The organism is Paraburkholderia aromaticivorans, from assembly GCF_002278075.1.
GTDB lineage: Bacteria > Pseudomonadota > Gammaproteobacteria > Burkholderiales > Burkholderiaceae > Paraburkholderia > Paraburkholderia aromaticivorans.
On sequence record NZ_CP022991.1, the window covers coordinates 482,918 to 504,933 of the forward strand.

Consider the following 22,016-nt stretch of genomic DNA (forward strand, 5'->3'; position numbering starts at 1 on the left):
AGTCTCCCCCGAATGAAAATCATCGATGGGCGCGCTGCTCGAGATAATGAAGAACCCAACGTTCTGAAGCTGCCCAATGGCGCTGACCCCATGACGCTCGCGGGCAGGATCGCCGGCGTCGAGCGAATTGAACTGCAGTTCCCGCATTTCACCGACGGTCGTGCGTACAGCCAGGCCTATCTCCTGCGCCGCAGGCTGCGCTTCACGGGAGATTTGCGGGCAACGGGCGATGTCCAGATCGACCAACTCCTGCAGATGGCGCGAACCGGCTTCTCCAGCGCCGTGCTCAACGACGGACTCGATCCGGCGGAGGCCGCCCGCCACCTGGAGCAATTTTCCGGGTTCTATCAGCGCGACCTCGCGGGGACTTAGCTTTCTAATTCCCCGGTACGTCTGTTGCTTCGCGTCCCACTGTCAGCGGGCGGGGCCGGCGCTAACTTTAGCCCACCTTAGCGAATTGACGACGGGTGACGTGCGAGCGCCGTCACTTTCATCGTCATATACGGAAACAACGGCAGACCGGAGAGAAGGGTGTGCAGTTCGTCATGCGAGTCGACGTCGAAGATACTGTAGTTCGCGTATTCACCGACCACGCGATGGAGCTGCTGCCATTTGCCCTGACGTTGAAGGTCCTGCGAGTAAGCTTTTTCGCGGGCTTTGATTTCGTCAGCCTGAGCCACCGGCATATCGTGTGGCAGGTGCACATCCATTCTTACGAGATAGAGCATGTGTCTCTCATTTGAAAAGGTAAGGGTCTCTCAGGTCCGCCAGCACACGATTGGAATGACGAAATGTGTCTGGTGCTGTGACGGCAGTGTGTTCAGTTATTTTTTGTCACGACGGTAGAAAGCGAGCTTTTCTTCGTCGATATGCAGGCCTAGCCCCGGTCCCTCGGGCAGGTGAAGGTCGAAGTCCCGATACTGAGGTCGCGCGGTGACGATGTCGTCTTTCAGCAAAAGTGGTCCGAACAACTCCGTTCCCCATGCGAGTTGCGGCAGCGCGCTGAATCCATGAGCTGACGCAATCGACCCAATGCTGCCTTCCAGCATCGTGCCGCCGTACAGCGCTACGCCGGCGGCATCCGCGATAGCGGCCGCGCGCATCATTCCGTAAATGCCTCCGGACTTCGCAATCTTCAACGCGAACACGTCCGCGCATGCGTCACGTACGAGTTCAAGTGCGTCTTCCGGGCCCGTGACGGCTTCGTCCGCCATGATCGGCACGATGAAGCGTGCGGAAAGTCTGGCAAGCGCGCCGCGCTGCTCCCGCGGCGTGGGTTGCTCGATGAGGTCGATACCGGCCGCCTCGAGCGCTTGGATTCCCAGCGAGGCGTCCACTTCGTTCCACGCCTGATTGACGTCGACGGTCACTTTGGCGCGTTCGCCTAGAGCGGACTTGATTTTCGACACGTGCGCGACGTCATCACGAACGCTACGTCGTCCAATCTTCAACTTGAAGGTGTTGTGGCGCCGCTGCGCGAGCAGCGTTTCCGCTTCTTCTATGTCCCGTTGTGTATCGCCGCTTGCGAGCGTCCAGAGGACAGGGAGTGTCTTGCGAACAGCGCCGCCAAGCAGCGTGGAGACCGGAACACCGAGGCGCTTGCCCTGTGCGTCCAGCAATGCAGTTTCAATCGCGCATTTTGCAAAGCGGTTTCCTCGCGCGACCTTATTCAGCTTGAGCATGGCGCCATTCACGTTGGTCGCGTCCAGCCCGGCAAGCGCAGGTGCGAGGTAGGTGTCGATGGTCAGCTTGATACCTTCGGGGCTCTCTTCGCCATACGACAAGCCGCCAATCGTGGTGGCCTCGCCAATGCCCTCGATGCCGTCGCTCGAGCGCAGACGAACGATAACCAAGGTTTGTTGCTGCATCGTCGCCATGGCCAACTGATGCGCGCGAATGGTTGGAAGGTCAACCAGGATGGCTTCGACGGAGGTGATTTGGGCGTTCATACCTTGGATGGCTGAGTAGTTGGGTTGACGCAGTATTGCGTGCCCAATAACCGCCTGTCCAACACCATTAACGTCTAGCCTGATACCGTGCGGGTATGGTGGCCGTCAACGCGCCCAGTCCGCGCGGGGTGTGTAGGGTATTTTCTCTTCTTCGTAGAGCCGATAGATGAGTTCGAGCATTTCCGAAATGTCGCGCGATTCATCGAGTGCGCGCATGCTCATGATGATTGGGGACACCAAAGTTGGGTCGTCCAGTTCTTTGTAGCTCACATCGTCTCGCTTCAGCCCGTACACGCTGCTGGGCACAACTGCGATGCCTTCTCCCGCTGCGACGAGGCCAAGCGCAATCTGCAATTCCCGCACTTCATATATCTTGCGGGGTTTGAGGCCGCGGTCGTCAAATGCCGACAGCACCTGGTCGGCATAGCTGGGGCGGGGCGCTTTGGGAAAGATAATGAGCGTCTCATTGACCAGGTCACGCAGAGCGACAACGGGTTTGGCAACCGAAAGCGGATGGCCATCCGGAAAGGCAACAATCATTTTCTCCTCGCGAAGAATCACCCGGCGGATGTTTGCGTCCTCGTGCCGGATGCGGCCAAATCCGACATCGATGCGACCGTCCTTCAATGCTCGGATCTGGTCCATCGTCGACATCTCATGCAGGCTGAGCTCAACCGTTGTGTGCTCGTCGCGGAAACGCCGGATGATTTTCGGCAGCATCCCGTACAACGTGGAACCCACGAACCCGACCGAGAGACTGCGCTCAATGTTGCCCACGCGCCGTGTCATGGATTCAAGGTCTGCCGTCTGCGCCAACAACTGCGCAGCGTGAGAATAGAAAAACTTCCCCGTCTCCGTCAGCTTGAGCGGCCGCGAGTTGCGCTCCAGTAGCTGCACGCCCAGATTCTCTTCGAGTTGCTGTATCTGGCGGCTCAGAGGCGGTTGCGCAATGTTCAGCCGTTGTGCTGCGCGCGTGAAGTTGCGTTCTTCGGCCACCGCGACGAAATAACGTAGATGCCGCAGTTCCATTTCGATACCTCCAGGATATAGCCCGATACTAAAACGGTGTTGGACGACGCCTTCTCACGTCCATTATCCTGCATTCACACTCAGTTTCGGCATTCGATTATACCTTCTGTAGATAGATGGCTCGAAACCGAATCACGGGTTAACCCGACCAGAAAATACAGAGATTCAGGAGCAGACATGAGCGTCAAAGTGTTTGATACGAAGGAAGTTCAGGACCTGTTGAGGGCTGCTGCGAACCTTGGAAGTGAGGACGGCAATGCCCGCGCAAAGCAGATTGTCAATCGCCTGCTGGGCGACCTGTTCAAGGCCATCGACGACCTCGACATGACGCCCGACGAAATCTGGGCCGGCGTCCACTACTTCAACAAGCTTGGTCAGGACGGCGAAGCTGCACTGCTTGCTGCTGGTCTCGGTCTGGAGAAATTCCTCGATATCCGCATGGACGCGGAAGATAAGGCGGCGGATATCAATGGCGGTACGCCGCGTACCATCGAAGGCCCACTTTATGTGGCCGGCGCACCGGTGCGCGATGGTGTCGCGAAGATTGACGTCAATCCGGACGAGGACGCGGGGCCGCTCGTGATCCGCGGAACGGTAACCGGTCCGGACGGCCAGCCCGTCGCGGGTGCGGTTGTCGAATGCTGGCACGCCAATTCCAAAGGTTTCTACTCGCATTTCGACCCGACTGGCGCGCAGAGCGACTTCAATCTTCGCGGCGCGGTGAGCACCGATGCGAATGGCAAGTACGAGTTTCGTACGCTCATGCCAGTCGGGTACGGCTGTCCGCCGCACGGCGCGACTCAACAGTTGTTGAATGTCCTTGCCCGCCATGGAAATCGTCCGGCCCACGTGCACTTCTTCGCTACCTCCGACAAGTACCGCAAGCTGACGACTCAGATCAATATCGAAGGCGACCCGCTCATTTGGGACGATTTCGCTTATGCGACTCGCGAAGATCTGATTCCGCATGTGGTCGAAAAGACCGGCGGCACCGCTTTGGGTCTGAAAGCGGACGAGTACAAGGAAATCGAGTTCAACATTGAGTTGACTCCACGGGTACAAGGCAAGGACAACCAGTTGGTCAATCGTCTGCGAGCGTCTGCCACGGCGTAACGCTCATCGCGGCCACAGCGTCGTATCACAGTTGCCGCCTGATTCTGCGCAAAATCCTCTTACACCGATGCGCGTGCCCGCTTACCTGAGCACGCGTGGGGAGAACACTTATGTCCGCCATTATCGACAAAGCCAGGCAGCTGGATGAACTGCTGCACACCGCCGTTCAGGACGACGAGCAAAACGGTATATTCCGTTGCCGCCGCGACATTTTCACCAACGCCGATTTATACGAACTCGAGATGAAACACATCTTCGAGAATAACTGGGTGTACCTGGCGCACGAAAGCCAGATTGCCAATAACAACGACTACTACACCACGTGGATTGGTCGTCAGCCTATTGTTATCACGCGCGACAAAGCCGGTGAGTTGCATGCGGTCATTAACGCTTGCGCACACAAGGGTGCGATGCTGTGTCGCCGCAAGCACGGCAATAAAGGCAGCTTCACCTGCCCGTTCCACGGCTGGACGTTTTCGAACTCGGGCAAGCTGCTCAAGGTAAAGGATGAGAAGACCACCGAGTATCCCGTGCAATTCAACAAGCAAGGCTCGCATGACCTGCGAAAGGTGGCCCGCTTCCAGAGCTATCAGGGTTTCCTGTTCGGCAGCTTGAACGCGGACGTGATGCCTCTCGAGGAATATCTGGGTGAGACAAAGGTCATCATCGATCAAATCGTCGCGCAGGCGCCGAACGGCCTCGAAGTGCTGCGCGGCAATTCATCCTACATCTACGACGGCAACTGGAAGATGCAGATGGAAAACGGCTGCGACGGCTACCACGTCAGCACCGTGCATTGGAACTATGCCGCAACGATGGGCCGGCGCAAGGAAGAGGGCACGAAGGCCGTGGATGCGAATGGCTGGAGCAAGTCGGTAGCCGGTGTTTACGGCTTCGAGCATGGCCACATCCTGCTGTGGACCAACTCGATGAACCCGGAAGTGCGTCCGGTCTATGAACATCGCGAAGAGATTGCGTCGCGCGTTGGTGAGGACAAGGCAAAGTTTATCGTCAACCAGACCCGCAATCTGTGCCTCTATCCGAATGTGTTCCTGATGGACCAGTTCAGCACGCAGATTCGGGTCGTGCGTCCCATCAGCGTCGATAAGACCGAAGTCAGCATCTTCTGCTTCGCTCCAAAGGGTGAAAGTGCGGAAAGCCGTGCGACCCGTATCCGCCAATACGAAGACTTCTTCAACGTGTCCGGTATGGGAACCAGCGACGACCTGGAAGAATTCCGCGCCTGTCAGTCAGGCTACGCGGGTTCGACGACGATGTGGAACGACCTTTCCCGCGGGGCGCCGCTGTGGATTCACGGTGCGGACGAGAACGCGAGGAACATGGGCCTGAACCCGCTGATCTCGGGCGAGCGCAGCGAGGATGAAGGGCTCTTCGTGGTCCAGCATGAATACTGGGTGAAGGTGATGCGCGACGCTCTGCAGAAGGAACAAGCGGAGGCGATGGTATGAACTTCGATTATCAAGAAATCTGCGACGCGTTGTATCGGGAAGCGCGCTTTCTGGATGACCGCCAGTGGGACGAATGGCTTGCCTGCTACACCGAGGATGTTACCTACTGGATGCCCGCCTGGGACGACGACGACAACCTCACTGAAGACCCGCACAGCCAGATCTCGCTGATGTACTACCCGGACCGTGGCGGACTCGAGGACCGAGTGTTTCGCATCAAGACCGAACGCAGCGGCGCTTCGATGCCGGAACCGCGGACCAGCCACAACGTCACCAATGTGGAAGTGCTGGCGGAGCGCGAGAACGAAGTGGACGTTCGATACAACTTCAACACGCTCAACCATCGCTACAAGGTTACTGACCAGTTTTTCGGCACCATCTACGTCACCTTCCGGAAGGTCGGCGAGCGCTTGTTGATTGCCAACAAGAAGATTGCGCTTAAAAACGACTACATCCGCCAGGTACTCGACGTCTACCACGTCTGATGCCAACGGTTGGAACGAGACAGGAAGCAGGAGGCAACATGACCAGTTACAACATTGCACTGAACTTCGAGGATGGGGTGACCCGCTTCGTCGAATGCAAGGCCGGCGAGAAGGTTCTCGACGCCGCCTTTCGCGCCAGGATCAACCTGCCGATGGATTGCTCCGACGGCGTATGCGGCACCTGCAAGTGCCGAGCCGAGAGCGGCAGTTACGACCTGGGCGACGATTACATCGAAGACGCGCTGAGCGACGAGGAGAAAGAAAGCGGCTTAGTCCTCACGTGCCAGATGGTGCCGCAAAGCGACTGCGTGATTGCCGTGCCGGCGTCGTCGGCGGTGTGCAAGACAGAACAGAGCAAGTTTGCCGCGACTGTCAGCAAGGTCGAACCGCATAACGACGCAGCCGTCGTGCTCGAGTTGGATGTGGACGCGGCCGCGCCCGTGTTTCTGGCAGGCCAGTACGTCAATATCGACGTCCCCGGCAGCGGCCAGCATCGTTCGTATTCGTTCTCGTCAGCACCGGGCGAAACCAGAATCAGCTTTCTGATCAAGAAGATTCCCGGTGGTTTGATGAGCACGTGGCTCGAGTCCGCGCAGCCGGGCGACGACGTGCAGTTCACCGGGCCGCTCGGAAGCTTTTATCTGCGCCCGGTTGAGCGGCCGCTGCTATTCCTTGCTGGCGGCACCGGTCTGGCTCCCTTCCTGGCGATGCTGGAGGTGCTGGCGCGCACGAATTCCCAGCAGAGGATCCATCTGATTTACGGCGTGACGAGAGAGCTCGACCTCGTGCAGGTCGATGCGATCGAAGCCTACGTCGCCAGGCTGCCGAACTTCACTTATAGCACCGTCGTTGCCGATGCGGAGTCGAACCATCCCCGCAAAGGCTGGGTGACACAGCACATGCCGGTCGAGTCGTTGAACGACGGCGATGTCGACGTGTATCTGTGCGGCCCCCCTCCGATGGTCGACGCGGTACGTAAGTATTTCGATGAGAACGGCGTGAAGCCGAACAGCTTCCACTACGAGAAGTTCACCCCCAACACTGCACCGGAGCCCGCATGAGCGCCGACCGATTTGCCGGCAAGGTCATGGTCGTCACGGGCGCGGCGCAAGGTATCGGCCGGGGCGTGGCTTTACGGGCAGCGGCCGAAGGCGCCAAAGTGCTGCTGGTGGATCGGGCCGAGTTCATTTCCGAGGTCGCGGCCGAAGCGAACAGTGATGACGCGGCCGGGTTCGTGGCCGACCTCGAGACCTACGAGGGCGCCGCATCGGCAATCGCTTTCGCCGCGAAAAAGTTTGGTCGAGTGGACATTCTCGTCAACGGCGTTGGCGGTGCGATTCGCATGCGTCCTTTCGCCGAGTTCGAACCGGCACACATCGACGCCGAGATCCGCCGTTCGCTTATGCCCACTCTGTACGCTTGCCACGCGGTGCTTCCGTTTATGCTGGAGCAAGGCGGAGGAACCATTGTCAACGTGTCATCGAATGCTACGCGTGGCATCCGTCGCGTGCCGTACTCGGCGGCCAAGGGTGGCGTGAACGCACTGACGCAGTCTCTCGCCATGGAATACGGTGAGCACGGAATTCGCGTCGTAGCGGCCGCGCCGGGCGGAACCGAGGCCCCGCCTCGCCGGGTGCCGCGGAACGCTTCCGGGGACACCGCGCAGGAGAAGGTCTGGATGGGTGAAGCCGTGAAGCAGGTCACGGAGTCGACGTTCTTCAAGCGCTACGGCACGCTCGAGGAACAAATTGCACCGATTCTGTTTCTCGCGTCTGATGACGCAGGCTATATCACTGGCGCAGTACTCCCGGTCGCCGGTGGGGACAACGGCTGACAACGCCGACAATCGCAAGTTCGTACTGGAAAGGAAGCGAGATCCGTGACTGAACGCAAAGCCATCATCCCGGCGGGTATGGAAGCGGTGTACGAGAAGATTCGTTATGCGCCCGCTATCAAGGCCGGCAACACCATTTACGTATCCGGCCAGATTGGCCGCGACGCGTCCATGCAGCTCGTCGAAGGTCGCGAGGCCCAGATGGTCCAGGCCTTCGAAAACCTCAAGCTTGTTCTGGATGCCGCGGGCGCGTCGTTGAGCGACGTGGTTGACCTGACCACGTTCCATACCGACATGCGCGACCTTCCGCTCTTCATGCAGGTGCGTGACCGGTATCTTGCGACGCACCCGCGACCGGCCTGGACGGCAGTCGGCGCACATATGCTCGGCGGGACGGCCGGCTATATCGTCGAAATCAAGGCTGTGGCAATACTGCCTGGGTAGGGTGCGGCTATCGCATTCCCTCAAAAAGCAGGTGGGTGTGTCTGGCGAAATCTGTCAGCCGGCAAGACACGAGGTCGTTGAGCTGCGTTCGGATCGCGCGGATGACATAACGTCATTTTCGATGAGCGCGGCCATCCGCTCCAGGTCGCCACGCGCGTCGCCATGCTGGATGGCGCGTAGTCCATGTCGGCTTACTGCGCACGCAACCGCTCAAGGCGTGCCTGCAGTTCGCGTCTGCAGCATGTACAAGCGCGCATCCTGCACGGTGAACTCGATGTCCTGCATGTCGCCGAACGCGCGCTCGAGGCGCGTCGCGGCGTCACGCAACGCTTCCCAAACCGCGGGCATCGCGTGAGCGAATGCTTCGTGGCCATGCGCGTTACGCCGGCCCGAGACGACATGTTCGCCCTGCGCGTTGAACAGAAAATCGACCCACAGCGTCGGCTCGCCGCTGATCGGGTCTCGTGTGAATCCGACCCCCGCGCCCGAACGCCCCTCCGCATTGCCGAATACCATTGCCTGCACGGTCACGGCGGTCCAGATTGCATCGCTGATGCCGCACTGTTTGCGGCACGCACGGGCCCTGTTTGACTGCCAGCTTGTCAGCACGGCGCCAATGGCGTTCGCCAGTTGAACCTGCGGATCCTGCGGAAATGGCTGGCCGGCGACGCGCTCGTAGGCGGCGAGGCAACGATGGGTGAGGTCGCGCAGTTCGGCGGAATCGAGGACGACATGTCCAGGATGCAGGTTGGATCAGCGTCAGCGTGCGAAAGTCGCCTAGGTTAACCCAGCACCGCCTGCACGGGACGGCGGAGCGAAAGCGGTAGCGTCGGCCCATAGCCGAAGCGCAGAACGATATCAGGCCGCCGGCCAGCGTCGCCGACGAGGGCTGCCAGTTCTGGACGAAAGCGCGCGACCTCGATGGGCTGATTGATGAAGGCGACCTTGATCCCAAGGTGCGCCGCTGTCAGCGCGAAGCGCTGACAGGACCGGCCGACCCTGATCCAATGCATCTTGTCTTGCCGATCGCCGACAAACACGGCGACGCCTGCTGAAGAATCGATTTGGCGGGCACAGGTGTCGTTCTCTGTTCGGGCATTGAAGAACCGTTCGAACGCGAAGCGGCCAAGAACGTTGGGCAGCACGGGATTCCCGCTTGCGGCGGAGAACAGGCCATCGCCCGAGGCCAGGGCGCTGCGCGGGTTGAACCGGATCCACCGCTTCAGTTCGCTAATGAAAGCCGGGTCCGCCATTTGAACGCCGTTGGCGGCAACAATCAGATCTCTCACCTTGCCGATTCGTACCCGGTCCGTGAGGAGGGTCAGGTGAACGCCAGGCGTGTCGGCCGCCTGTTCGAGGAACGCGAGGTCCGCAACAGGAATGGGACGCCTGTCATATTCGACGCGCGTCGATTGTCGTTGGGTAATGGCGGCATAGAGCGGACTCGTGCTCATCGATCCGCTTGCGAATGCATAGCGTGCGCCGTCTGCCTCGGGAGTCATCTGAACCTCGCCGGGCCATCCCGTTGCCGCAGCCGCGATGGCGAGGTTTTCCGCCGCGCATCCCAGGCTCACAAACAGATGATGATCGTTCGGGTCAACAGCGGGTGTGCGGCGGGAGAAGTCCGGCAGAATGTCGATGAACCCGTCACCGGCGTGAAATCGCCAAGGCTGTGTATTGTGACTGTTAGCGGCAAGCGTTGCATAGCGGACGAGGTCGCGAATGTTCGGCGGCACGGTCAGATCGGCGCGCAGGCGCTTTGCATAGGCCTCATAGTCCGTCATCGATCCCACGGACGACATCCAGGCAGTCGTGCTGCCCGCCAGCATCAGGGCGCCACCAGCGCCGATGAAAAACGTTCGCCTGTTCATAGCACATTCCGTACGTTGTCGTGGCTGTCGCGTCGGGGCCGGCGGCGAGCGTGCGATCGCGACAAAGGATGCGCAACCCGTTCGCGCAGTGCGCGCCGCGAAGTCGATCGTAGTCTGCCATTGATCTGTGTCAACGGGTGGATGAGACGTCGGTCCATGCTGGGTCCGTATCGAGACTGGAGACGATCCATGAATGAGCAGATCAAGGAAAAGATACTGGCACTGCTGGATCAGCACCGGATCATGACGATCGCCACGCTAAGGTCGGACGGCTGGCCGCAGGCCACAACCGTAGGCTACGTGAATGAGGGGCTTACGCTTTACTTCCTTTGCGGTCTGGATAGTCAGAAGGCAGCCAATCTGGCCAGAGATGCCCGCGTCTCGCTTGCGATCGATCATGACACTTCGGATCTGATGGCGATTACTGGTTTGTCCATGGCGGCGCACGCGCGACCGGTGACAGATCGTACTGAAGCGGAAAAGGTCCTGCGCATGCTTGCGCTCAAGTATCCGGAACAGGTTACTTTGCCGATGCCAATGCCGTCCCCTGAAGATGTCCGAATATTCCGAGTCACGCCGACGGTCATTTCCGTGCTCGACTATTCGCAAGGCTTCGGCCACACGGATCTCGTCACGTGCTAAAACCCGTTTCGTGAGATGGATGCGGCAAACCATGAGACGGTGCGCTTGCAGGCGGATCAGATGGGCGGCCTGTGCCAAGGCAGGCAGTGTGTATGCCTTGAGCGTTTTCGCGATCGGCTTTGCCCTCGGAGCGATCCGCATCCTGCTGCTTGTCCCGCGTCTGGGGGACACGGCCTCTGTATCGCTGGAAACTCCGGTCATGCTTGCCGTGAGCTGGAGGATGTCGCGATGGAGCGCAAAAAAACACGGCTTGTTGACCGATACCCGCGGCGCGTTGTCGATGGGCGCAATCGCCGCTGCCGTCCTGATGTCTGCGGAGTTGGCAACCGCGGTGCTTTGCTTCAACAGGACTGTGGCCGAGTACTTTGCCGGATTCCGGTCGATGGCCGGGGCGATCGGACTCGCGGCCCAACTTTGCTTCGCCAGCTTCCCATTCCTGCAGGCCACCAGGAACCGAATCGCCTCTAGTGCGTGAAGGCGCTTGCCGAAAACCAGGTGGGCGCCGACCGCTTTTCCATAGCGAAACGCCCCGCATGTTCGCTCGTGAGATGCCGGCGTACAGCCGACGTTCAATACATATAGCCGACGGCGAGCATGATGGAGCGATCGTCGCCGAGTGCGACCGCGTTGCTCAGGCCGCCAGTGTAGTAGTGTTTGTTGAAGATATTGCTCAGGCGCAACGAGGTGTGCCATCGCGGTGCCGTATAACTTACACCGACGTCGCTGACAACAAAGCCCGGAATCGTGTAGCCGTACGCGTAGAGATTACTCTGACCGCGCACGCCCCCGTTGATTTCCCAGCGATAGAGTTCGCCCGGCAGCTTGTAGCGCGTAAACACGTTAAAGCTGTGACGTGGCACGTTGTTGATGCGCTCGCCGTCCGTCGACGGCACCTGGCCGCCGTCGTCGGCTATCACGGCAGCGGTGTAGGCGTAGCCACCGGTCACGCTCAAGTGTTTCGTCAATTCAGTGTTGAAGCCGAATTCGAAGCCGCGAGAATGTTCCTCGCCCACAGCGATACTGTAGCCGTCGTTAATCGGATCGTCTTCGAGCACGTTGCGGCGACGTAGGTCGAAAGCCGCGACCGTCACGCTGGTGCGTCCTTTTTCCACGTCGAACTTCACGCCCGCTTCCCATTGCTTGCCGGTCTCAGGATCAAAGACCTTGCCGTTTACGTCCGCGCCGCTGTTCGGATAGAACGACGTCGCATAGCTCACGTAGGGCCGAACGCCAGGGAACAGTTCGTACATCAGGGCGACGGAGCCCGTGGTTGCGCTGGACGGATTTCCACTGCGCAGGTTGGTGAGTTTGTTGAGCGCGTCGCTCGACGCGTCGTCGTAGCGCACGCCCGCGAGCACGCGCCAGCGCTCGCCGAGCGCGATCTGATCGCGCAGATAGAAGCCGAGGTCGCGAATCGTCGTGTAGGTGTGCGTCTTCGGGTTGGCCGGGCAGGTGATCGTGCCAGTGTAGACCGGGTTGTACATATTGATCGAGCCGACCGTGCACGTGTACGAGGTCGCGTCCTCGCGTCCGCGCATGTAGTCGATGCCCGCCGTGACTTCATGGCGTCCGAGCGCGGTGTCGAAGGTCTTTTGCGCGTTGTTGTCCAGCGAGATCGTGTCTCCGGACCATTGCGAATCCGTGGCGGTACGGCTGAGCGTGACGCCGTTCGAGGCGACCTTGCCGTTGCCGACGAGTTGACCGCCGAGTGAAAACTGCTGCCAGCGGAAATTCTGGTTCACGGTCCACCCCGAATCGAAATGATGGGCGAAGCTGTAGCCGACGCGCGCCTCGTGCCCTGAATAGGGCTGCTCGTCAGGCTCGCCGGTAAACAGGCTGCGTGAGAGGCTGCCGTGCGCGTTTGACAGGACGGAGCCGGACCACGGCAGGCCCTGCTGACGGATGTAATTGCGTTCTTGATAGCTCGTCAGGATCGTGAATTCGGTGCGTGGGCCAAGATCCAGCGACAGCGACGGCGCGATGTAGCGATTGCGCGACCAGACGTAATCGGTGGCGTCGTTCGAGTTCATCGCGAGCGCATTGAGGCGGAACGCGGCTTTGCCGTTCTCCGACAGCGGCGTGCCCATGTCGACGCTCGCCTGATAATAGCCGTGGCTGCCTGCCGTGAGGTCCAGGTTGGCGAACTCATCGGCTTCCGGACGCTTGCTGACCATATTGACCATGCCGCCGGGTAGCACGAGCCCGGAGAGCAGTGTAGCCGGACCCTTGAGCACTTCGATCTGCTGCATGCCGAAAACCTCTTCGGCAAACCGGTTGTTGACCGCCGTGCGCAGCCCGTCGAGATAGACCGAATCCGATGCGGTCTGTCCGCGGATGATGAAGTCGTCCCAGCCGCGACGACCATAAGTGCCGGAGATCACGCCGGGCACGTTGTGCAAGGCTTCGTTGAGAGTCTGGACCTGTTGCGCGTCCATCAGATCACGTGTCACAACGCTGATTGATTGCGGCGTTTCGCTCAATGGAACGGATGACTTCGTGACTTGTGCCGTGGCAGGCATGTCGAACGCGGTGCTCGGCGATCTAGTCTCCGTGACTTTCATCGCGGGGAGTTCGCTGTCGGCAACGCTCGCGGCGGAGTCGGTTTCGTGGTCGGCAGGCGCGGATGGCAAGCTCGATGAAGGCGAAGAGGCGGTGGATGAGTCCGAAGTGGCGGCTTGCGCGTAGGATTGGGACGAACCGAACGCAAAAACGGTAAGGATAGCGAAATAGATGGAATGAGGACGCATCGGTAATGGAGAAGAGCCAGCCTGCGCAAGAGGGTCGTAGAATTACTTTGAAATGAGAATCATTATCAATTGCGGGATCATACTACGGGTTTGCCCTGTCCCGCAATGGCCAGTACGCGCGGATCGGTGTCTTTCCTCGCGGCGGCATCCGACTTCAACGGATGCACAAGTTCGATCCACCTTTGCCGTTTGGTGCGTCGGATATCAAGTCGCCACAGGGATCGGACCGCCAGTAGGTGTTTGAACCGAATGCGACCGCACGATCGCGGCGCGGCTCTATCCGTCCATAGACGAGTCGATGGATCTGAACCGCCGATGGGCGCGGGCCCCAGATTGAACATATGACGCGTATCGGTTGTACAACGCGCGTCGCTCCCGCGGATGCATCGAAGCGACCGATCTCGGGTGACACGTCGAGTGGGCTGGGTGCAATTGCGCGCCGCGGCATGAACGTTGCGCGGAAAAAGTTGGAAAACCCTTTGTTTTGGCCGCGCGAATCGGCGCTGACGAAAATATCGAACATTCACGCTGCGGCAGGGCGGCCGATCTTCTCTGAAGTGGATCGTCTTCCGCCCGTGGCCATTACTGGAGAAATCATGCGCCGCTCGTTCAATAAAGTTGCCTTACCTACCAAAACCATCGGAACACTTGCGGCTGCGGCGACTGCCGCCGCTCTTGGTGCGCTATGGGTCGAACATCGCGCATGCAAAGCAGAACGCGACAACCCGCCTGCCGGCCGTTTTGTCGAAGTAGACGGCGTACCGCTTCACTACGTGGACAAGGGCACAGGGCCCGCCGTCGTGCTTTTGCATGGTAATGCAGTGCTGTTGCAGGATTTTATCGCCAGCGGATTAGTCGACCGGTTAGCTGAGCGCTATCGCGTGATCGCGTTTGACCGCCCAGGTTTCGGCTACAGCGGCCGGCCACGCGACCGCCTGTGGACCGCACAGGCTCAGGCCGCACTGATAGAACAGGCGCTCGTGCAAATCGGCGTCGTGAAACCGGTCGTGCTCGGCCATTCCTGGGGCACTCTGGTCGCGCTGGGTATGGCGGCCGACCGCGCCGCAGACGTACGTGGTCTGGTGCTGGTTTCCGGCTACTACTATCCGACGGCACGCGTCGATGTTGCGCTCACCGCGCCGGCAGCGCTCCCTGTCGTTGGGGACATTCTGCGATACACGGTTTCGCCATTGACCGGCCGACTGTTGTTAAAGCGGGCCGTCGAAGCGATGTTCGCCCCATTGCCCATGCCAGCCGACTTCTTTGATTTTGTTTCTCGAGAAATGATCCTCCGTCCGGTGCAGCTCAAAGCGGACGCCGAGGATGCCGCGTTCATGATCCCCGCTGCGGCAAAGTACAGTGCCCTTTATCCGAACCTCAAGATGCCGGTCAGCATCTTTGCGGGAGCGGATGACAAGGTCATTGATCCCCAATCCAATTCAGTGCGATTACATCGCGAAATCACTCATAGCACGCTCGTAATCGCGCCCGGGGCGGGCCACATGGCGCATTACGCGGTCCCCGATGAAATTGTCGAGGCGATCGACCTGATGAGTTCGGATCAACAGTCCGTTGAACCCGGCGATAGCCAAGCCACCATTGATGACGCGTCGGCGGCGGCTGAAATGCATCGGGCGTGAACCGCGAGGCGTGGCAGACGACTCTGCGCGAGTGCCTCAAGCCCTACGCGTTGGCTCGCGAGCAAGCGACGGGCGGCGGTCATTGACGCTGCCGACAACGGTTTCAGAATCGACTTCCGCCGGATGCCCGGCACCGGAGGCGAAGAAGTGTGCACGGTGCATGCGGCCGGCGCGATGTTGATGCCCGTACCCGACGCGCTCACTGCGTCGGGGCCGCGTTAGGCTTACCGTCGACAGTGTTCCCGGGAGACTGGATTTCTGCCGCGATTGAACCGTGGTTGATGATGGCTACCAGCGAGATACCGCCAATCATATTGCCAAGCAGCGTCGGCACGAAAAACCTCCACAGATAGTCCTCCACGCTTGCAGCGCCGGTCATCACCGCATAGCTTGCCTCGACCGAGCCCGCGATGATGTGCGACAGCCTGCTGATTGCCACGACATAGGTGATGAGCAGAATCGTCACAAGTCGCGCCGAGCGCGCACCTGGGAGCAGCCAGACCATCAGTGCGATGAGCCAGCCGGCAAACACCGCGCGCACTGCCGTCACCGCGAAACTGCCGGAAAACGGCTGTGTGGCTAGCGCGCCTAGCGCCTTGATCACATCGTTGGAAAAAACACCCGGGATCTGGAGCATGGCCGCGAATACTACCGTACCGATTACGTTCGCGAACAGCACGAGTCCCCATAACCGCGCCGTCTTCACGACAGTTTTGAAGTCGCGGCGCGTCAGGACCGGAAGTACCGCACTCAGGGTGCTTTCCGTGAACAATTGCTGCTTGCCAAGAATGACGATGACAAACCCGACCGTATAGCCGAACGATGCAATCAGAGAGCGCTCGACGGTATCAGGCAACGAGCTCTCGATGACCGCCTGGGTCAGAAAGGAGAATCCCATCGACAGCCCTGCGGCAAGGGCCGACATGATCAGCGCACCGGCTGTCCGGTCCATGGCAGCCTCGCCCTCTTCACGGACGACCTCATGGATGACGAGGGCGCGGGGAGACGAATGCTCAGCAGCCTGTCGCTGTTCGCCGTCATCGAGGTGGGGAGAGTTGGAGCCAGTATCGGAACCGGGCATGGTCGTAGTCCTCAGAAAGTCACATGTCATCCGGTTCGAGCAACCGGCCGACGTGGTGTCGCTGCGCACGATCGGTGCCTGCTTATGCGTTGGCTTGCGGGGCGCGTTTTCACCCGTTCGCTGCCTGGCTTCGCCGGCTGGTAGGTAAGAAATCGACGCGTTAGCAGCCGCACGGCGGTAAATACGATCGTGCGGCCGCTTTCGGAGTTCGCGCGATGTGCGCGTGACCAGCCAGTAGTTGACATTAGCGCAACGCAGAATGCGTCATTGCGATGGCGAATTGATTGCGTCATCTGCCGGGTGCACGATAGAACCAGCTTGGCCCAGGCTGTCATCTGGCTATTGGCTTCGATCAGTCTTCCACCGACGATTCTCGCCAATTATTCGATCAAGGAGCCCTGGTTTGCGAAGAGCGGTCAACTGGATATAGGGCGGCCCATGTGGCCTCGTCCAGGATCCCGCTTGTTGGAAGGAGGTGATCGGCCTGAAACCGCACAATTGCCGCTGTTGTTCGTTTTCCGATTACACCGTCGATTGGTCCAGGCTTATAGCCCTGTCTGACCAGTTGAAGCTGGGCCTCGAACAAATCATGATGAACCACGGGCTTTGCTATGTCCTGCGCGGAGCTTTGAATGACGTGTCCATTCGATGCGTCAATTTCGAAGTAAAGCCGCCGTGACTTTGATTCCTCGTCCAAGGTTACGCTGTATGTCTTTGTGCGTTCCGCCCAATTCGCTGCGTGCAGCGCGAAGTCAGACGCAGGGCGTTTGTACATATCGATCGCAGCCCCTACGGTCTTGCTGGCAGCTCCGCGCGCGTCGAGCATTTCTGCCGGTTTGTCACTCAAGCAAAATATCGCGAAAGCAGCAAACAGCAGGAGACCGAGCAACATCGTAATGTGCGACGCGTTTGCTCGCCATATCGCCCGACTTCGGCTCACGATGTCGGTGTCGTCTCTTAGATAATTGACGAGGAGCGCATGGCAGGTCGCCGCACTCCAGATGGAGAAGGCAAGGCACGCCCACGACAGGAGCAGGATCCAGATGTAAGTCGAACCGTTAGGCTTGCCCAGCAGATTGCCTGAGAACGTCGCCGTGAGCGCAAAAATCGCACTCGAAAGCGTGACAATGCCCTTCGAAAACTCACTGAGGACTGTCCACGGGCTCGGCGGAGGATCGGGTGCGCCCGGCGACGGTGACGGCGAAGGCGATGACATGGGAGCGTTTTAGCGAAGCCGCTATTTCTTGATCACACAAATAAATTGATCGAGATTGGTTGCCAGCCAGTGCACAGCATCGAATGCAGTAATCCCTTTGTCCGAGTCCATCTGCTTAAGTATCTGGTACAGGAAAATCGGTACAGCCACCTCGTAGGCTTGCGTTAACCTCTCGACATTTGCTCCTGGAACATTCCATCTGGGATGCGGATCCTCAGTGATCAGGCTGATTACCTCAGCGATGAATTCTGCGGCTTGACGACTGACCGGAACGCCGGTGTAGCCGGAAAAATCATTACACGCCTGCTCGACGCTCTGCAATATCGGAGTAATCATGTGACTATTCCCTTCGCAAGTTTCGACAACGGAAACCATGCACCGAACATCATTTGCATAGATGCTGGCAGGTCAGCGCCCACATCGACTGGAGCGATATACCAGAGCATATGGATTCGACGTGCGCCGTATGTGTGGCATCGCACACTACTTTATCCGCGATAGAGGGGAGGGTGCGGCTCGGTATGCAGGCTCTTTGGAACGATGGCTCCACGCCGACACGCGCTGAGGGAAATGCAACGACTCGACCGTCAACAGGGGCGGTGTCATGCCGAAAACATGAGGCAATCGTCGGCCGTCAAGAGCCGGTCAGTGTCTCGCGTTTGCGAGTACGAGCGATATGCGAATTACCCGCTGCCGGTTCCGGCATGTAGGTCACACGGGTCGGCGCCATTGCGGCGCTAGAAATAGTTTTTCTTCGGCATTGCCAGCCCCTGCGGACCTCCAGTAAATCACGCACTCCGGGGCAAGGTGCCGTCAGTGGTCTAGATATCCCGCACGGTAAACCCAAGAAAATCTCACCATCCGCCACCATCACCCGGATCGACCATGGCGCTTGCGAACGCGGAGCCGGCCGTGCGCTCACTCATACGCCCCGCGGAAGCAGTCGCTTGGCGCCGCTTTCTTTTTTCGCCGAAAACGTCCCGTCTCAAGGGGTTGAGCGGGACGCTATCACAGCCAGAATGATCGGCAATTGGGCCGGTTTTACAAAATGGTGATCGAAACCCGCCCTAAACGATTCGACCCTTTGGGAGGATGCGCGCTGGCCGGTCACCGCCACCAGCAACGGTCTGGGCACGGTGCCGATGCGCCGGATTTCTCTCGCCACTGCGTGACCGTCCCTACCGGGCATCTGGATATCGAGCATCACCACATCAGGACGCCAGGCGGAGTACGCGGCGAGCGCGCTTACTCCGTCTGTAGCCTTTTGGATGATGAAACCGTAAGCCTCGAAGAACAGCACGTAGGCATTGACCAAATCCGGGTCGTCGTCCGCGATGAGTAGGCGCTCCGCTTTCGTAGTGGACATTGGATTCCTGTAGGTTGCCCCTATGAGACGCAATTTGGGGACCCGATAGAATCAACGCAGCTACTTGCGCGTAATATGGATTCATGGCTTTGGCCACTGACCTTTTCCGCTTCTTTGAGGCTAAACATGCGATTGGCCGATTTCATCGTGCGGGACATGGAAACGATTCTGGTGCAATGGGAGACGTTCGCCGCTACGCTGCTGCCGGCAGCCGGGGATATGAAATCACTCGCTCTGCGAGACCACGCGCAACAGATTCTGCACGCCGTAGCGAAGGATCTGTCGACCGCCCAGACGCGGAAAGCGCAAGCCGAAAAGTCGATGGGGCGTGCTCCCATCCTGATCGGGGCGCCAGAGACGGCTGCCCAGACCCATGCCCTTGTGCGGGCGCGAGGCGGATTCGACATTAACCAGCTGGCTGCGGAGTACCGGGCCTTGCGCGCGAGCGTCCTGCGCCTCTGGATGGATGAATGTCAGCCCGAAGTACCGCATCCGGACGATGTCGTCCGGTTCAACGAGGCTATCGACCAGGCGCTCGCCGAATCGGTCGGGTTTTTCAGTGCGCAGGTAGATCAGGCTCGTAATCTCCTGCTTGGCATGCTCGGGCATGACATGCGCAGCCCGCTACAGACCATCGTGCTGACGGCCCAGTATCTGGCGGCATTGAACGCCGGGGAGCAGGTGTCCGTAGCCGCATCCCGCCTGATCAGGAGCGGCGCTCGCATGCAAGCCCTTCTGAACGATATGCTTGATTTCAATCGAACCAGGCTGGGTTTGGGGATCAATATCGCGCCGATAGAGGGCGACCTGGCGACACTGCTTGCCGACGAGCTCGACCAGTTGCGGGCAGCGCACCCAGACTGTCAGATTCATCTCGAAGTGGAAGGGGACTGTCGGGGGCTGTGGGATGGCCGCCGTTTGCAGCAACTGCTCGGCAACCTGGTGTTGAACGCGATCAAATACGGCACGCCGGACGCACCCGTGCGGGTGGCAATGACCGGCGAAGGGCGGCAAGTTCGTTTCGAGGTCAGAAACCAGGGACCTGCCATCGATCGAACGACTATGCAACGGATCTTCGACCCACTGCAGCGTGGCCTGAATCAGCAAGGCTCAAATAACGCCGACGGCAACCTTGGGCTCGGTTTGTATATCGCGCGAGAGATTGCGAAGGCCCATGGCGGCGAGATCGAGGCGCAGTCCGACGACGCAGAAACCGTGTTTGCTGTGCATTTGCCTCGTCGCATGTGGCTGTAACTTCTCTTGCCGACTACGCGGGCCTGTCCTTCTCGAATTCGGTGCGCACCCCAACAGGCAACCAGGGTTCCTTATGGCAGCACCACAATTCGTAGGTCGGCTCGTAAGTTCCAACCCGGTCGAAGGCGCCCAATGGCAGGTCCAACTCGTCGCTTTCGAGATATTCCATGAAGGCCACTGATCCACAGGTCGGACAAAAGTGCCTTTGCGCGGCCGGTGAACTTTGCCACGCCTGAGTCCGACCAGATAATTCCACCGCACTGCGCGCGAACATTGCGTAACCGCCAAACACGTTGCCATGTATCCGTCTCTCGGTTGGTTCAGGGTTGTGTCGACCCAGTCGGGAATGAGCAAGGCGGATGCCCGTCCCGGAGCGCCGGTTCGGCGAACCATTCCACGAATGCCGCGCCTCTGTGGAATGGTCGATGCTGTGAGTTGCCGCACGAATTGGTTTCGCTTGCCCACTCGACGAGAGGCTCACCGCGACTTGAGAGATCCACGTCGGTTGACGTGCGTCAAGCCCTCGCTGGCGTCGAGGGTTAGCTTGGTGATCTGTCATGCCACGCACAGTCCGCGCATGGCAAGACATGCTGGCACTGACGCCGGCTGACGCAATGCGGGATTCCTGCGATGCTCTCGCAAAGTGGATCTTGACTTCGATGAGTCAGCCTCCCCAATCGTATGCTTCATCCATTTCAGGGACGATCTTTCGGCGCCTTCAGCGGCTGATAGGTGCTGATCTTCTTTGCGTTTCCGCGTGCACAACGGATGTGCCGCATGGTGACCGCACACTACTGGAATTCCTGCGTGACGGGACGACCTCGCGGGAAGAGGTCATCCTGAGGCTCGGGCAACCGTCTGCCACGTTCGAAGGCGAAAGGATTGTGACCTACCGGGTCGGCAGCCGTAAGAATGAGGGTTACACGATCTCGCGACAGCGCGAGCACAAGTGGGAAACTGCATCTGACACTTGGGTCGATACCCACTTCAGCCTTGTGCTTGTTTTCGATGACGCAGGTGTCCTGAAGAAACACGCTCTGGGTCAGGTCAGGTAACCGGCAATCACGGGTAAGGTGATTTTGATGGAGGCGAGCGCGCGATGATACCGATGAGAATCACGTTCATCATCGCATGTGCCAGTCTGTGCGCGAGTTACATCGTCGTGCCCGTCAGCTATACCGAATATGGAGACCGCAAGAACGTCTCAAAGGAAACGATAGACAGGATCGTCATCGGTGTGACCACCAAAGAGGATGTGCGCCTTGCCTTGGGCGAACCTGATTTCATTTCTATGGACGAAGCGTGCTTGGGGTACTCCTGGAGTAAGGTGAAGCTGCTTTGGATGGCTGCTGCCGGATATAACGCGACAGGCGGGGCCATCGCACGTGATTACAGGCTAACCATACCGTTCGATGAAAAGAACGTCGTCGTCGAAAAACAATTCACCGCCCGATCGAGTTCGCAGTAGTGTCTGAACGGCGCCAGAAAAGCGCCGGAATGAGTCCGGCGTTGTTGGGTCGATGAGCGGGCCGTTAGTCCGATGGACCCGCTCGCCGTTTGCGACGATCGCGCACCGTTGTCCGCCTGAGCAATGCCTGCAAGCGCAGCGAACGGTGCGGGGCTTGCCGATGAATGTTGGCGACAAGCGTGCCGGGTATGTTCGCCGTCCGATCGTTGCGGGTCAGGCGTTCGACCAATCCCAGCAGGCTTACCGCTTTACGCAGGCAGGTGGCACTGAGCCTGCCGCTCGACAGAGGGGGCAGGTCGTCGACGGTGAGGGCATGACGGATTTCGAGCCGGCAAGCGCGCGTTGCATCGTCGAGTACGATCAGCACGTCGTACTGCCTTGCACGATGACGTGCGTGCCGGTAACGGA

23 protein-coding genes and 2 pseudogenes are annotated in these 22,016 nt (G+C 59.4%); 13 read left to right on the forward strand and 12 right to left on the reverse strand.

Translation table 11 applies throughout. The features are described from left to right. Window positions 1–12 precede the first annotated feature (12 nt). Complete coding sequence (locus CJU94_RS35205) at window positions 13–372, forward strand: DUF934 domain-containing protein (RefSeq protein WP_095423255.1); 360 nt, start codon at window positions 13–15, stop codon at window positions 370–372. A 77-nt stretch (window positions 373–449) separates the two neighbouring features. Here CJU94_RS35205 and catC read toward each other — a convergent pair whose 3' ends face one another. The 3 genes from catC to CJU94_RS35220 form a co-directional block, all read right to left on the reverse strand. Further along, window positions 450–728 (reverse strand): muconolactone Delta-isomerase, encoded by a 279-nt coding sequence (gene catC / locus CJU94_RS35210; RefSeq protein ID WP_095423256.1) that lies wholly within the window; start codon window positions 726–728, stop codon window positions 450–452. Between the two features lie 96 nt (window positions 729–824). Beyond that, the gene (locus tag CJU94_RS35215; RefSeq protein WP_095423257.1) at window positions 825–1,949 is read right to left on the reverse strand and encodes a muconate/chloromuconate family cycloisomerase; all 1,125 of its coding nucleotides are present in this window, start codon (window positions 1,947–1,949) and stop codon (window positions 825–827) included. A 105-nt stretch (window positions 1,950–2,054) separates the two neighbouring features. Beyond that, a complete protein-coding gene (locus CJU94_RS35220) occupies window positions 2,055–2,978 on the reverse strand; it encodes a LysR family transcriptional regulator (protein ID WP_095423258.1) in 924 nt (307 codons plus the stop codon). A gap of 177 nt (window positions 2,979–3,155) precedes the next feature. On the opposite strand from CJU94_RS35220, the gene catA reads away from it, so the two are divergent. From catA to CJU94_RS35250, 6 genes are all read left to right on the forward strand, one after another. After that, window positions 3,156–4,091 carry a catechol 1,2-dioxygenase gene (gene catA, locus CJU94_RS35225; RefSeq protein WP_095423259.1) on the forward strand — a complete coding sequence of 312 codons (936 nt, stop codon included), beginning with the start codon at window positions 3,156–3,158 and terminating at the stop codon, window positions 4,089–4,091. 110 nt (window positions 4,092–4,201) lie between these two features. Then, window positions 4,202–5,560 carry a Rieske 2Fe-2S domain-containing protein gene (locus CJU94_RS35230; RefSeq protein ID WP_095423260.1) on the forward strand — a complete coding sequence of 453 codons (1,359 nt, stop codon included), beginning with the start codon at window positions 4,202–4,204 and terminating at the stop codon, window positions 5,558–5,560. Beyond that, window positions 5,557–6,045 carry a benzoate 1,2-dioxygenase small subunit gene (gene benB / locus CJU94_RS35235; protein WP_095423261.1) on the forward strand — a complete coding sequence of 163 codons (489 nt, stop codon included), beginning with the start codon at window positions 5,557–5,559 and terminating at the stop codon, window positions 6,043–6,045. Before CJU94_RS35230 ends, benB begins: the two co-directional genes overlap by 4 nt. Before the next feature lie 38 nt (window positions 6,046–6,083). Further along, entirely contained in the window at window positions 6,084–7,106 is a 1,023-nt protein-coding gene (gene benC / locus CJU94_RS35240; protein ID WP_095423262.1) for a benzoate 1,2-dioxygenase electron transfer component BenC, read from the forward strand. After that, window positions 7,103–7,879: a benzoate diol dehydrogenase BenD gene (gene benD / locus CJU94_RS35245; RefSeq protein WP_095423263.1), complete on the forward strand. Its 777-nt coding sequence runs from the start codon at window positions 7,103–7,105 to the stop codon at window positions 7,877–7,879. Before benC ends, benD begins: the two co-directional genes overlap by 4 nt. Window positions 7,880–7,924: 45 nt before the next feature. Further along, window positions 7,925–8,323: a RidA family protein gene (locus tag CJU94_RS35250; RefSeq protein ID WP_095423264.1), complete on the forward strand. Its 399-nt coding sequence runs from the start codon at window positions 7,925–7,927 to the stop codon at window positions 8,321–8,323. 228 nt (window positions 8,324–8,551) lie between these two features. Here CJU94_RS35250 and CJU94_RS35255 read toward each other — a convergent pair. Together CJU94_RS35255 and CJU94_RS35260 are read right to left on the reverse strand one after the other, a co-directional pair. Then, a pseudogene (locus CJU94_RS35255) lies at window positions 8,552–9,049 on the reverse strand (PEP/pyruvate-binding domain-containing protein); the annotation flags it as partial. 56 nt (window positions 9,050–9,105) lie between these two features. Next, a complete protein-coding gene (locus CJU94_RS35260; protein WP_095423265.1) occupies window positions 9,106–10,194 on the reverse strand; it encodes an Acg family FMN-binding oxidoreductase in 1,089 nt (362 codons plus the stop codon). Between the two features lie 189 nt (window positions 10,195–10,383). Here CJU94_RS35260 and CJU94_RS35265 point away from each other — a divergent pair, with 189 nt between their 5' ends. Together CJU94_RS35265 and CJU94_RS35270 are read left to right on the forward strand one after the other, a co-directional pair. Further along, window positions 10,384–10,836 (forward strand): pyridoxamine 5'-phosphate oxidase family protein, encoded by a 453-nt coding sequence (locus CJU94_RS35265; protein ID WP_095423266.1) that lies wholly within the window; start codon window positions 10,384–10,386, stop codon window positions 10,834–10,836. 88 nt (window positions 10,837–10,924) lie between these two features. Continuing rightward, a complete protein-coding gene (locus CJU94_RS35270) occupies window positions 10,925–11,311 on the forward strand; it encodes a hypothetical protein (RefSeq protein WP_095423267.1) in 387 nt (128 codons plus the stop codon). A 94-nt stretch (window positions 11,312–11,405) separates the two neighbouring features. Here CJU94_RS35270 and CJU94_RS35275 read toward each other — a convergent pair whose 3' ends face one another. After that, window positions 11,406–13,271 (reverse strand): TonB-dependent siderophore receptor, encoded by a 1,866-nt coding sequence (locus CJU94_RS35275; RefSeq protein WP_244221117.1) that lies wholly within the window; start codon window positions 13,269–13,271, stop codon window positions 11,406–11,408. Window positions 13,272–13,332: 61 nt separating this feature from the next. Between CJU94_RS35275 and CJU94_RS42055 the strand changes: the two genes are divergently transcribed. Both CJU94_RS42055 and CJU94_RS35280 read left to right on the forward strand, forming a co-directional pair. Further along, window positions 13,333–13,521 carry a hypothetical protein gene (locus tag CJU94_RS42055; RefSeq protein ID WP_244221118.1) on the forward strand — a complete coding sequence of 63 codons (189 nt, stop codon included), beginning with the start codon at window positions 13,333–13,335 and terminating at the stop codon, window positions 13,519–13,521. 403 nt (window positions 13,522–13,924) lie between these two features. Next, window positions 13,925–15,223, forward strand: a complete 1,299-nt coding sequence (locus CJU94_RS35280) for an alpha/beta fold hydrolase (protein WP_244221119.1) — start codon at window positions 13,925–13,927, stop codon at window positions 15,221–15,223. 199 nt (window positions 15,224–15,422) lie between these two features. Here the strand turns inward: CJU94_RS35280 and CJU94_RS35285 are convergent, their stop codons facing one another. The 4 genes from CJU94_RS35285 to CJU94_RS35300 all read right to left on the reverse strand — a co-directional run bounded on the left by CJU94_RS35285 (window position 15,423) and on the right by CJU94_RS35300 (window position 18,886). Continuing rightward, window positions 15,423–16,304: a formate/nitrite transporter family protein gene (locus tag CJU94_RS35285; RefSeq protein ID WP_095423423.1), complete on the reverse strand. Its 882-nt coding sequence runs from the start codon at window positions 16,302–16,304 to the stop codon at window positions 15,423–15,425. A gap of 388 nt (window positions 16,305–16,692) precedes the next feature. Beyond that, a complete protein-coding gene (locus CJU94_RS35290) occupies window positions 16,693–17,520 on the reverse strand; it encodes a peptidoglycan-binding domain-containing protein (protein ID WP_095423269.1) in 828 nt (275 codons plus the stop codon). Between the two features lie 21 nt (window positions 17,521–17,541). Next, a complete protein-coding gene (locus tag CJU94_RS35295) occupies window positions 17,542–17,856 on the reverse strand; it encodes a hypothetical protein (protein ID WP_095423270.1) in 315 nt (104 codons plus the stop codon). Between the two features lie 649 nt (window positions 17,857–18,505). Then, window positions 18,506–18,886, reverse strand: coding sequence for a response regulator (locus tag CJU94_RS35300; RefSeq protein ID WP_095423271.1), 381 nt, complete (start codon window positions 18,884–18,886; stop codon window positions 18,506–18,508). Between the two features lie 126 nt (window positions 18,887–19,012). Here CJU94_RS35300 and CJU94_RS35305 point away from each other — a divergent pair, with 126 nt between their 5' ends. Then, window positions 19,013–20,140 (forward strand): sensor histidine kinase, encoded by a 1,128-nt coding sequence (locus tag CJU94_RS35305; RefSeq protein ID WP_095423272.1) that lies wholly within the window; start codon window positions 19,013–19,015, stop codon window positions 20,138–20,140. Window positions 20,141–20,153: 13 nt separating this feature from the next. Here CJU94_RS35305 and CJU94_RS35310 read toward each other — a convergent pair. Then, a pseudogene (locus tag CJU94_RS35310) lies at window positions 20,154–20,456 on the reverse strand (GFA family protein); the annotation flags it as partial. 792 nt (window positions 20,457–21,248) lie between these two features. On the opposite strand from CJU94_RS35310, the gene CJU94_RS35320 reads away from it, so the two are divergent. Continuing rightward, window positions 21,249–21,608: a hypothetical protein gene (locus CJU94_RS35320; RefSeq protein ID WP_157763854.1), complete on the forward strand. Its 360-nt coding sequence runs from the start codon at window positions 21,249–21,251 to the stop codon at window positions 21,606–21,608. Between the two features lie 64 nt (window positions 21,609–21,672). Here the strand turns inward: CJU94_RS35320 and CJU94_RS35325 are convergent, their stop codons facing one another. Next, window positions 21,673–21,975 carry a hypothetical protein gene (locus CJU94_RS35325; protein WP_095423275.1) on the reverse strand — a complete coding sequence of 101 codons (303 nt, stop codon included), beginning with the start codon at window positions 21,973–21,975 and terminating at the stop codon, window positions 21,673–21,675. Window positions 21,976–22,016: the final 41 nt, after the last annotated feature.

Excerpts from the sequence above, each read along its gene's own strand:
- CJU94_RS35205 (WP_095423255.1), top strand. The coding sequence starts at position 13 with ATGAAAATCATCGATGGGCGCGCTGCTCGAGATAATGAAGAACCCAAC.
- catC (WP_095423256.1), bottom strand. The coding sequence starts at position 728 with ATGCTCTATCTCGTAAGAATGGATGTGCACCTGCCACACGATATGCCG.
- CJU94_RS35215 (WP_095423257.1), bottom strand. The coding sequence starts at position 1,949 with ATGAACGCCCAAATCACCTCCGTCGAAGCCATCCTGGTTGACCTTCCA.
- CJU94_RS35220 (WP_095423258.1), bottom strand. The coding sequence starts at position 2,978 with ATGGAACTGCGGCATCTACGTTATTTCGTCGCGGTGGCCGAAGAACGC.
- catA (WP_095423259.1), top strand. The coding sequence starts at position 3,156 with ATGAGCGTCAAAGTGTTTGATACGAAGGAAGTTCAGGACCTGTTGAGG.
- CJU94_RS35230 (WP_095423260.1), top strand. The coding sequence starts at position 4,202 with ATGTCCGCCATTATCGACAAAGCCAGGCAGCTGGATGAACTGCTGCAC.
- benB (WP_095423261.1), top strand. The coding sequence starts at position 5,557 with ATGAACTTCGATTATCAAGAAATCTGCGACGCGTTGTATCGGGAAGCG.
- benC (WP_095423262.1), top strand. The coding sequence starts at position 6,084 with ATGACCAGTTACAACATTGCACTGAACTTCGAGGATGGGGTGACCCGC.
- benD (WP_095423263.1), top strand. The coding sequence starts at position 7,103 with ATGAGCGCCGACCGATTTGCCGGCAAGGTCATGGTCGTCACGGGCGCG.
- CJU94_RS35260 (WP_095423265.1), bottom strand. The coding sequence starts at position 10,194 with ATGAACAGGCGAACGTTTTTCATCGGCGCTGGTGGCGCCCTGATGCTG.
- CJU94_RS35265 (WP_095423266.1), top strand. The coding sequence starts at position 10,384 with ATGAATGAGCAGATCAAGGAAAAGATACTGGCACTGCTGGATCAGCAC.
- CJU94_RS35275 (WP_244221117.1), bottom strand. The coding sequence starts at position 13,271 with ATGGACGCGCAACAGGTCCAGACTCTCAACGAAGCCTTGCACAACGTG.
- CJU94_RS35280 (WP_244221119.1), top strand. The coding sequence starts at position 13,925 with ATGACGCGTATCGGTTGTACAACGCGCGTCGCTCCCGCGGATGCATCG.
- CJU94_RS35285 (WP_095423423.1), bottom strand. The coding sequence starts at position 16,304 with ATGCCCGGTTCCGATACTGGCTCCAACTCTCCCCACCTCGATGACGGC.
- CJU94_RS35290 (WP_095423269.1), bottom strand. The coding sequence starts at position 17,520 with ATGTCATCGCCTTCGCCGTCACCGTCGCCGGGCGCACCCGATCCTCCG.
- CJU94_RS35295 (WP_095423270.1), bottom strand. The coding sequence starts at position 17,856 with ATGATTACTCCGATATTGCAGAGCGTCGAGCAGGCGTGTAATGATTTT.
- CJU94_RS35300 (WP_095423271.1), bottom strand. The coding sequence starts at position 18,886 with ATGTCCACTACGAAAGCGGAGCGCCTACTCATCGCGGACGACGACCCG.
- CJU94_RS35305 (WP_095423272.1), top strand. The coding sequence starts at position 19,013 with ATGCGATTGGCCGATTTCATCGTGCGGGACATGGAAACGATTCTGGTG.
- CJU94_RS35320 (WP_157763854.1), top strand. The coding sequence starts at position 21,249 with ATGAGAATCACGTTCATCATCGCATGTGCCAGTCTGTGCGCGAGTTAC.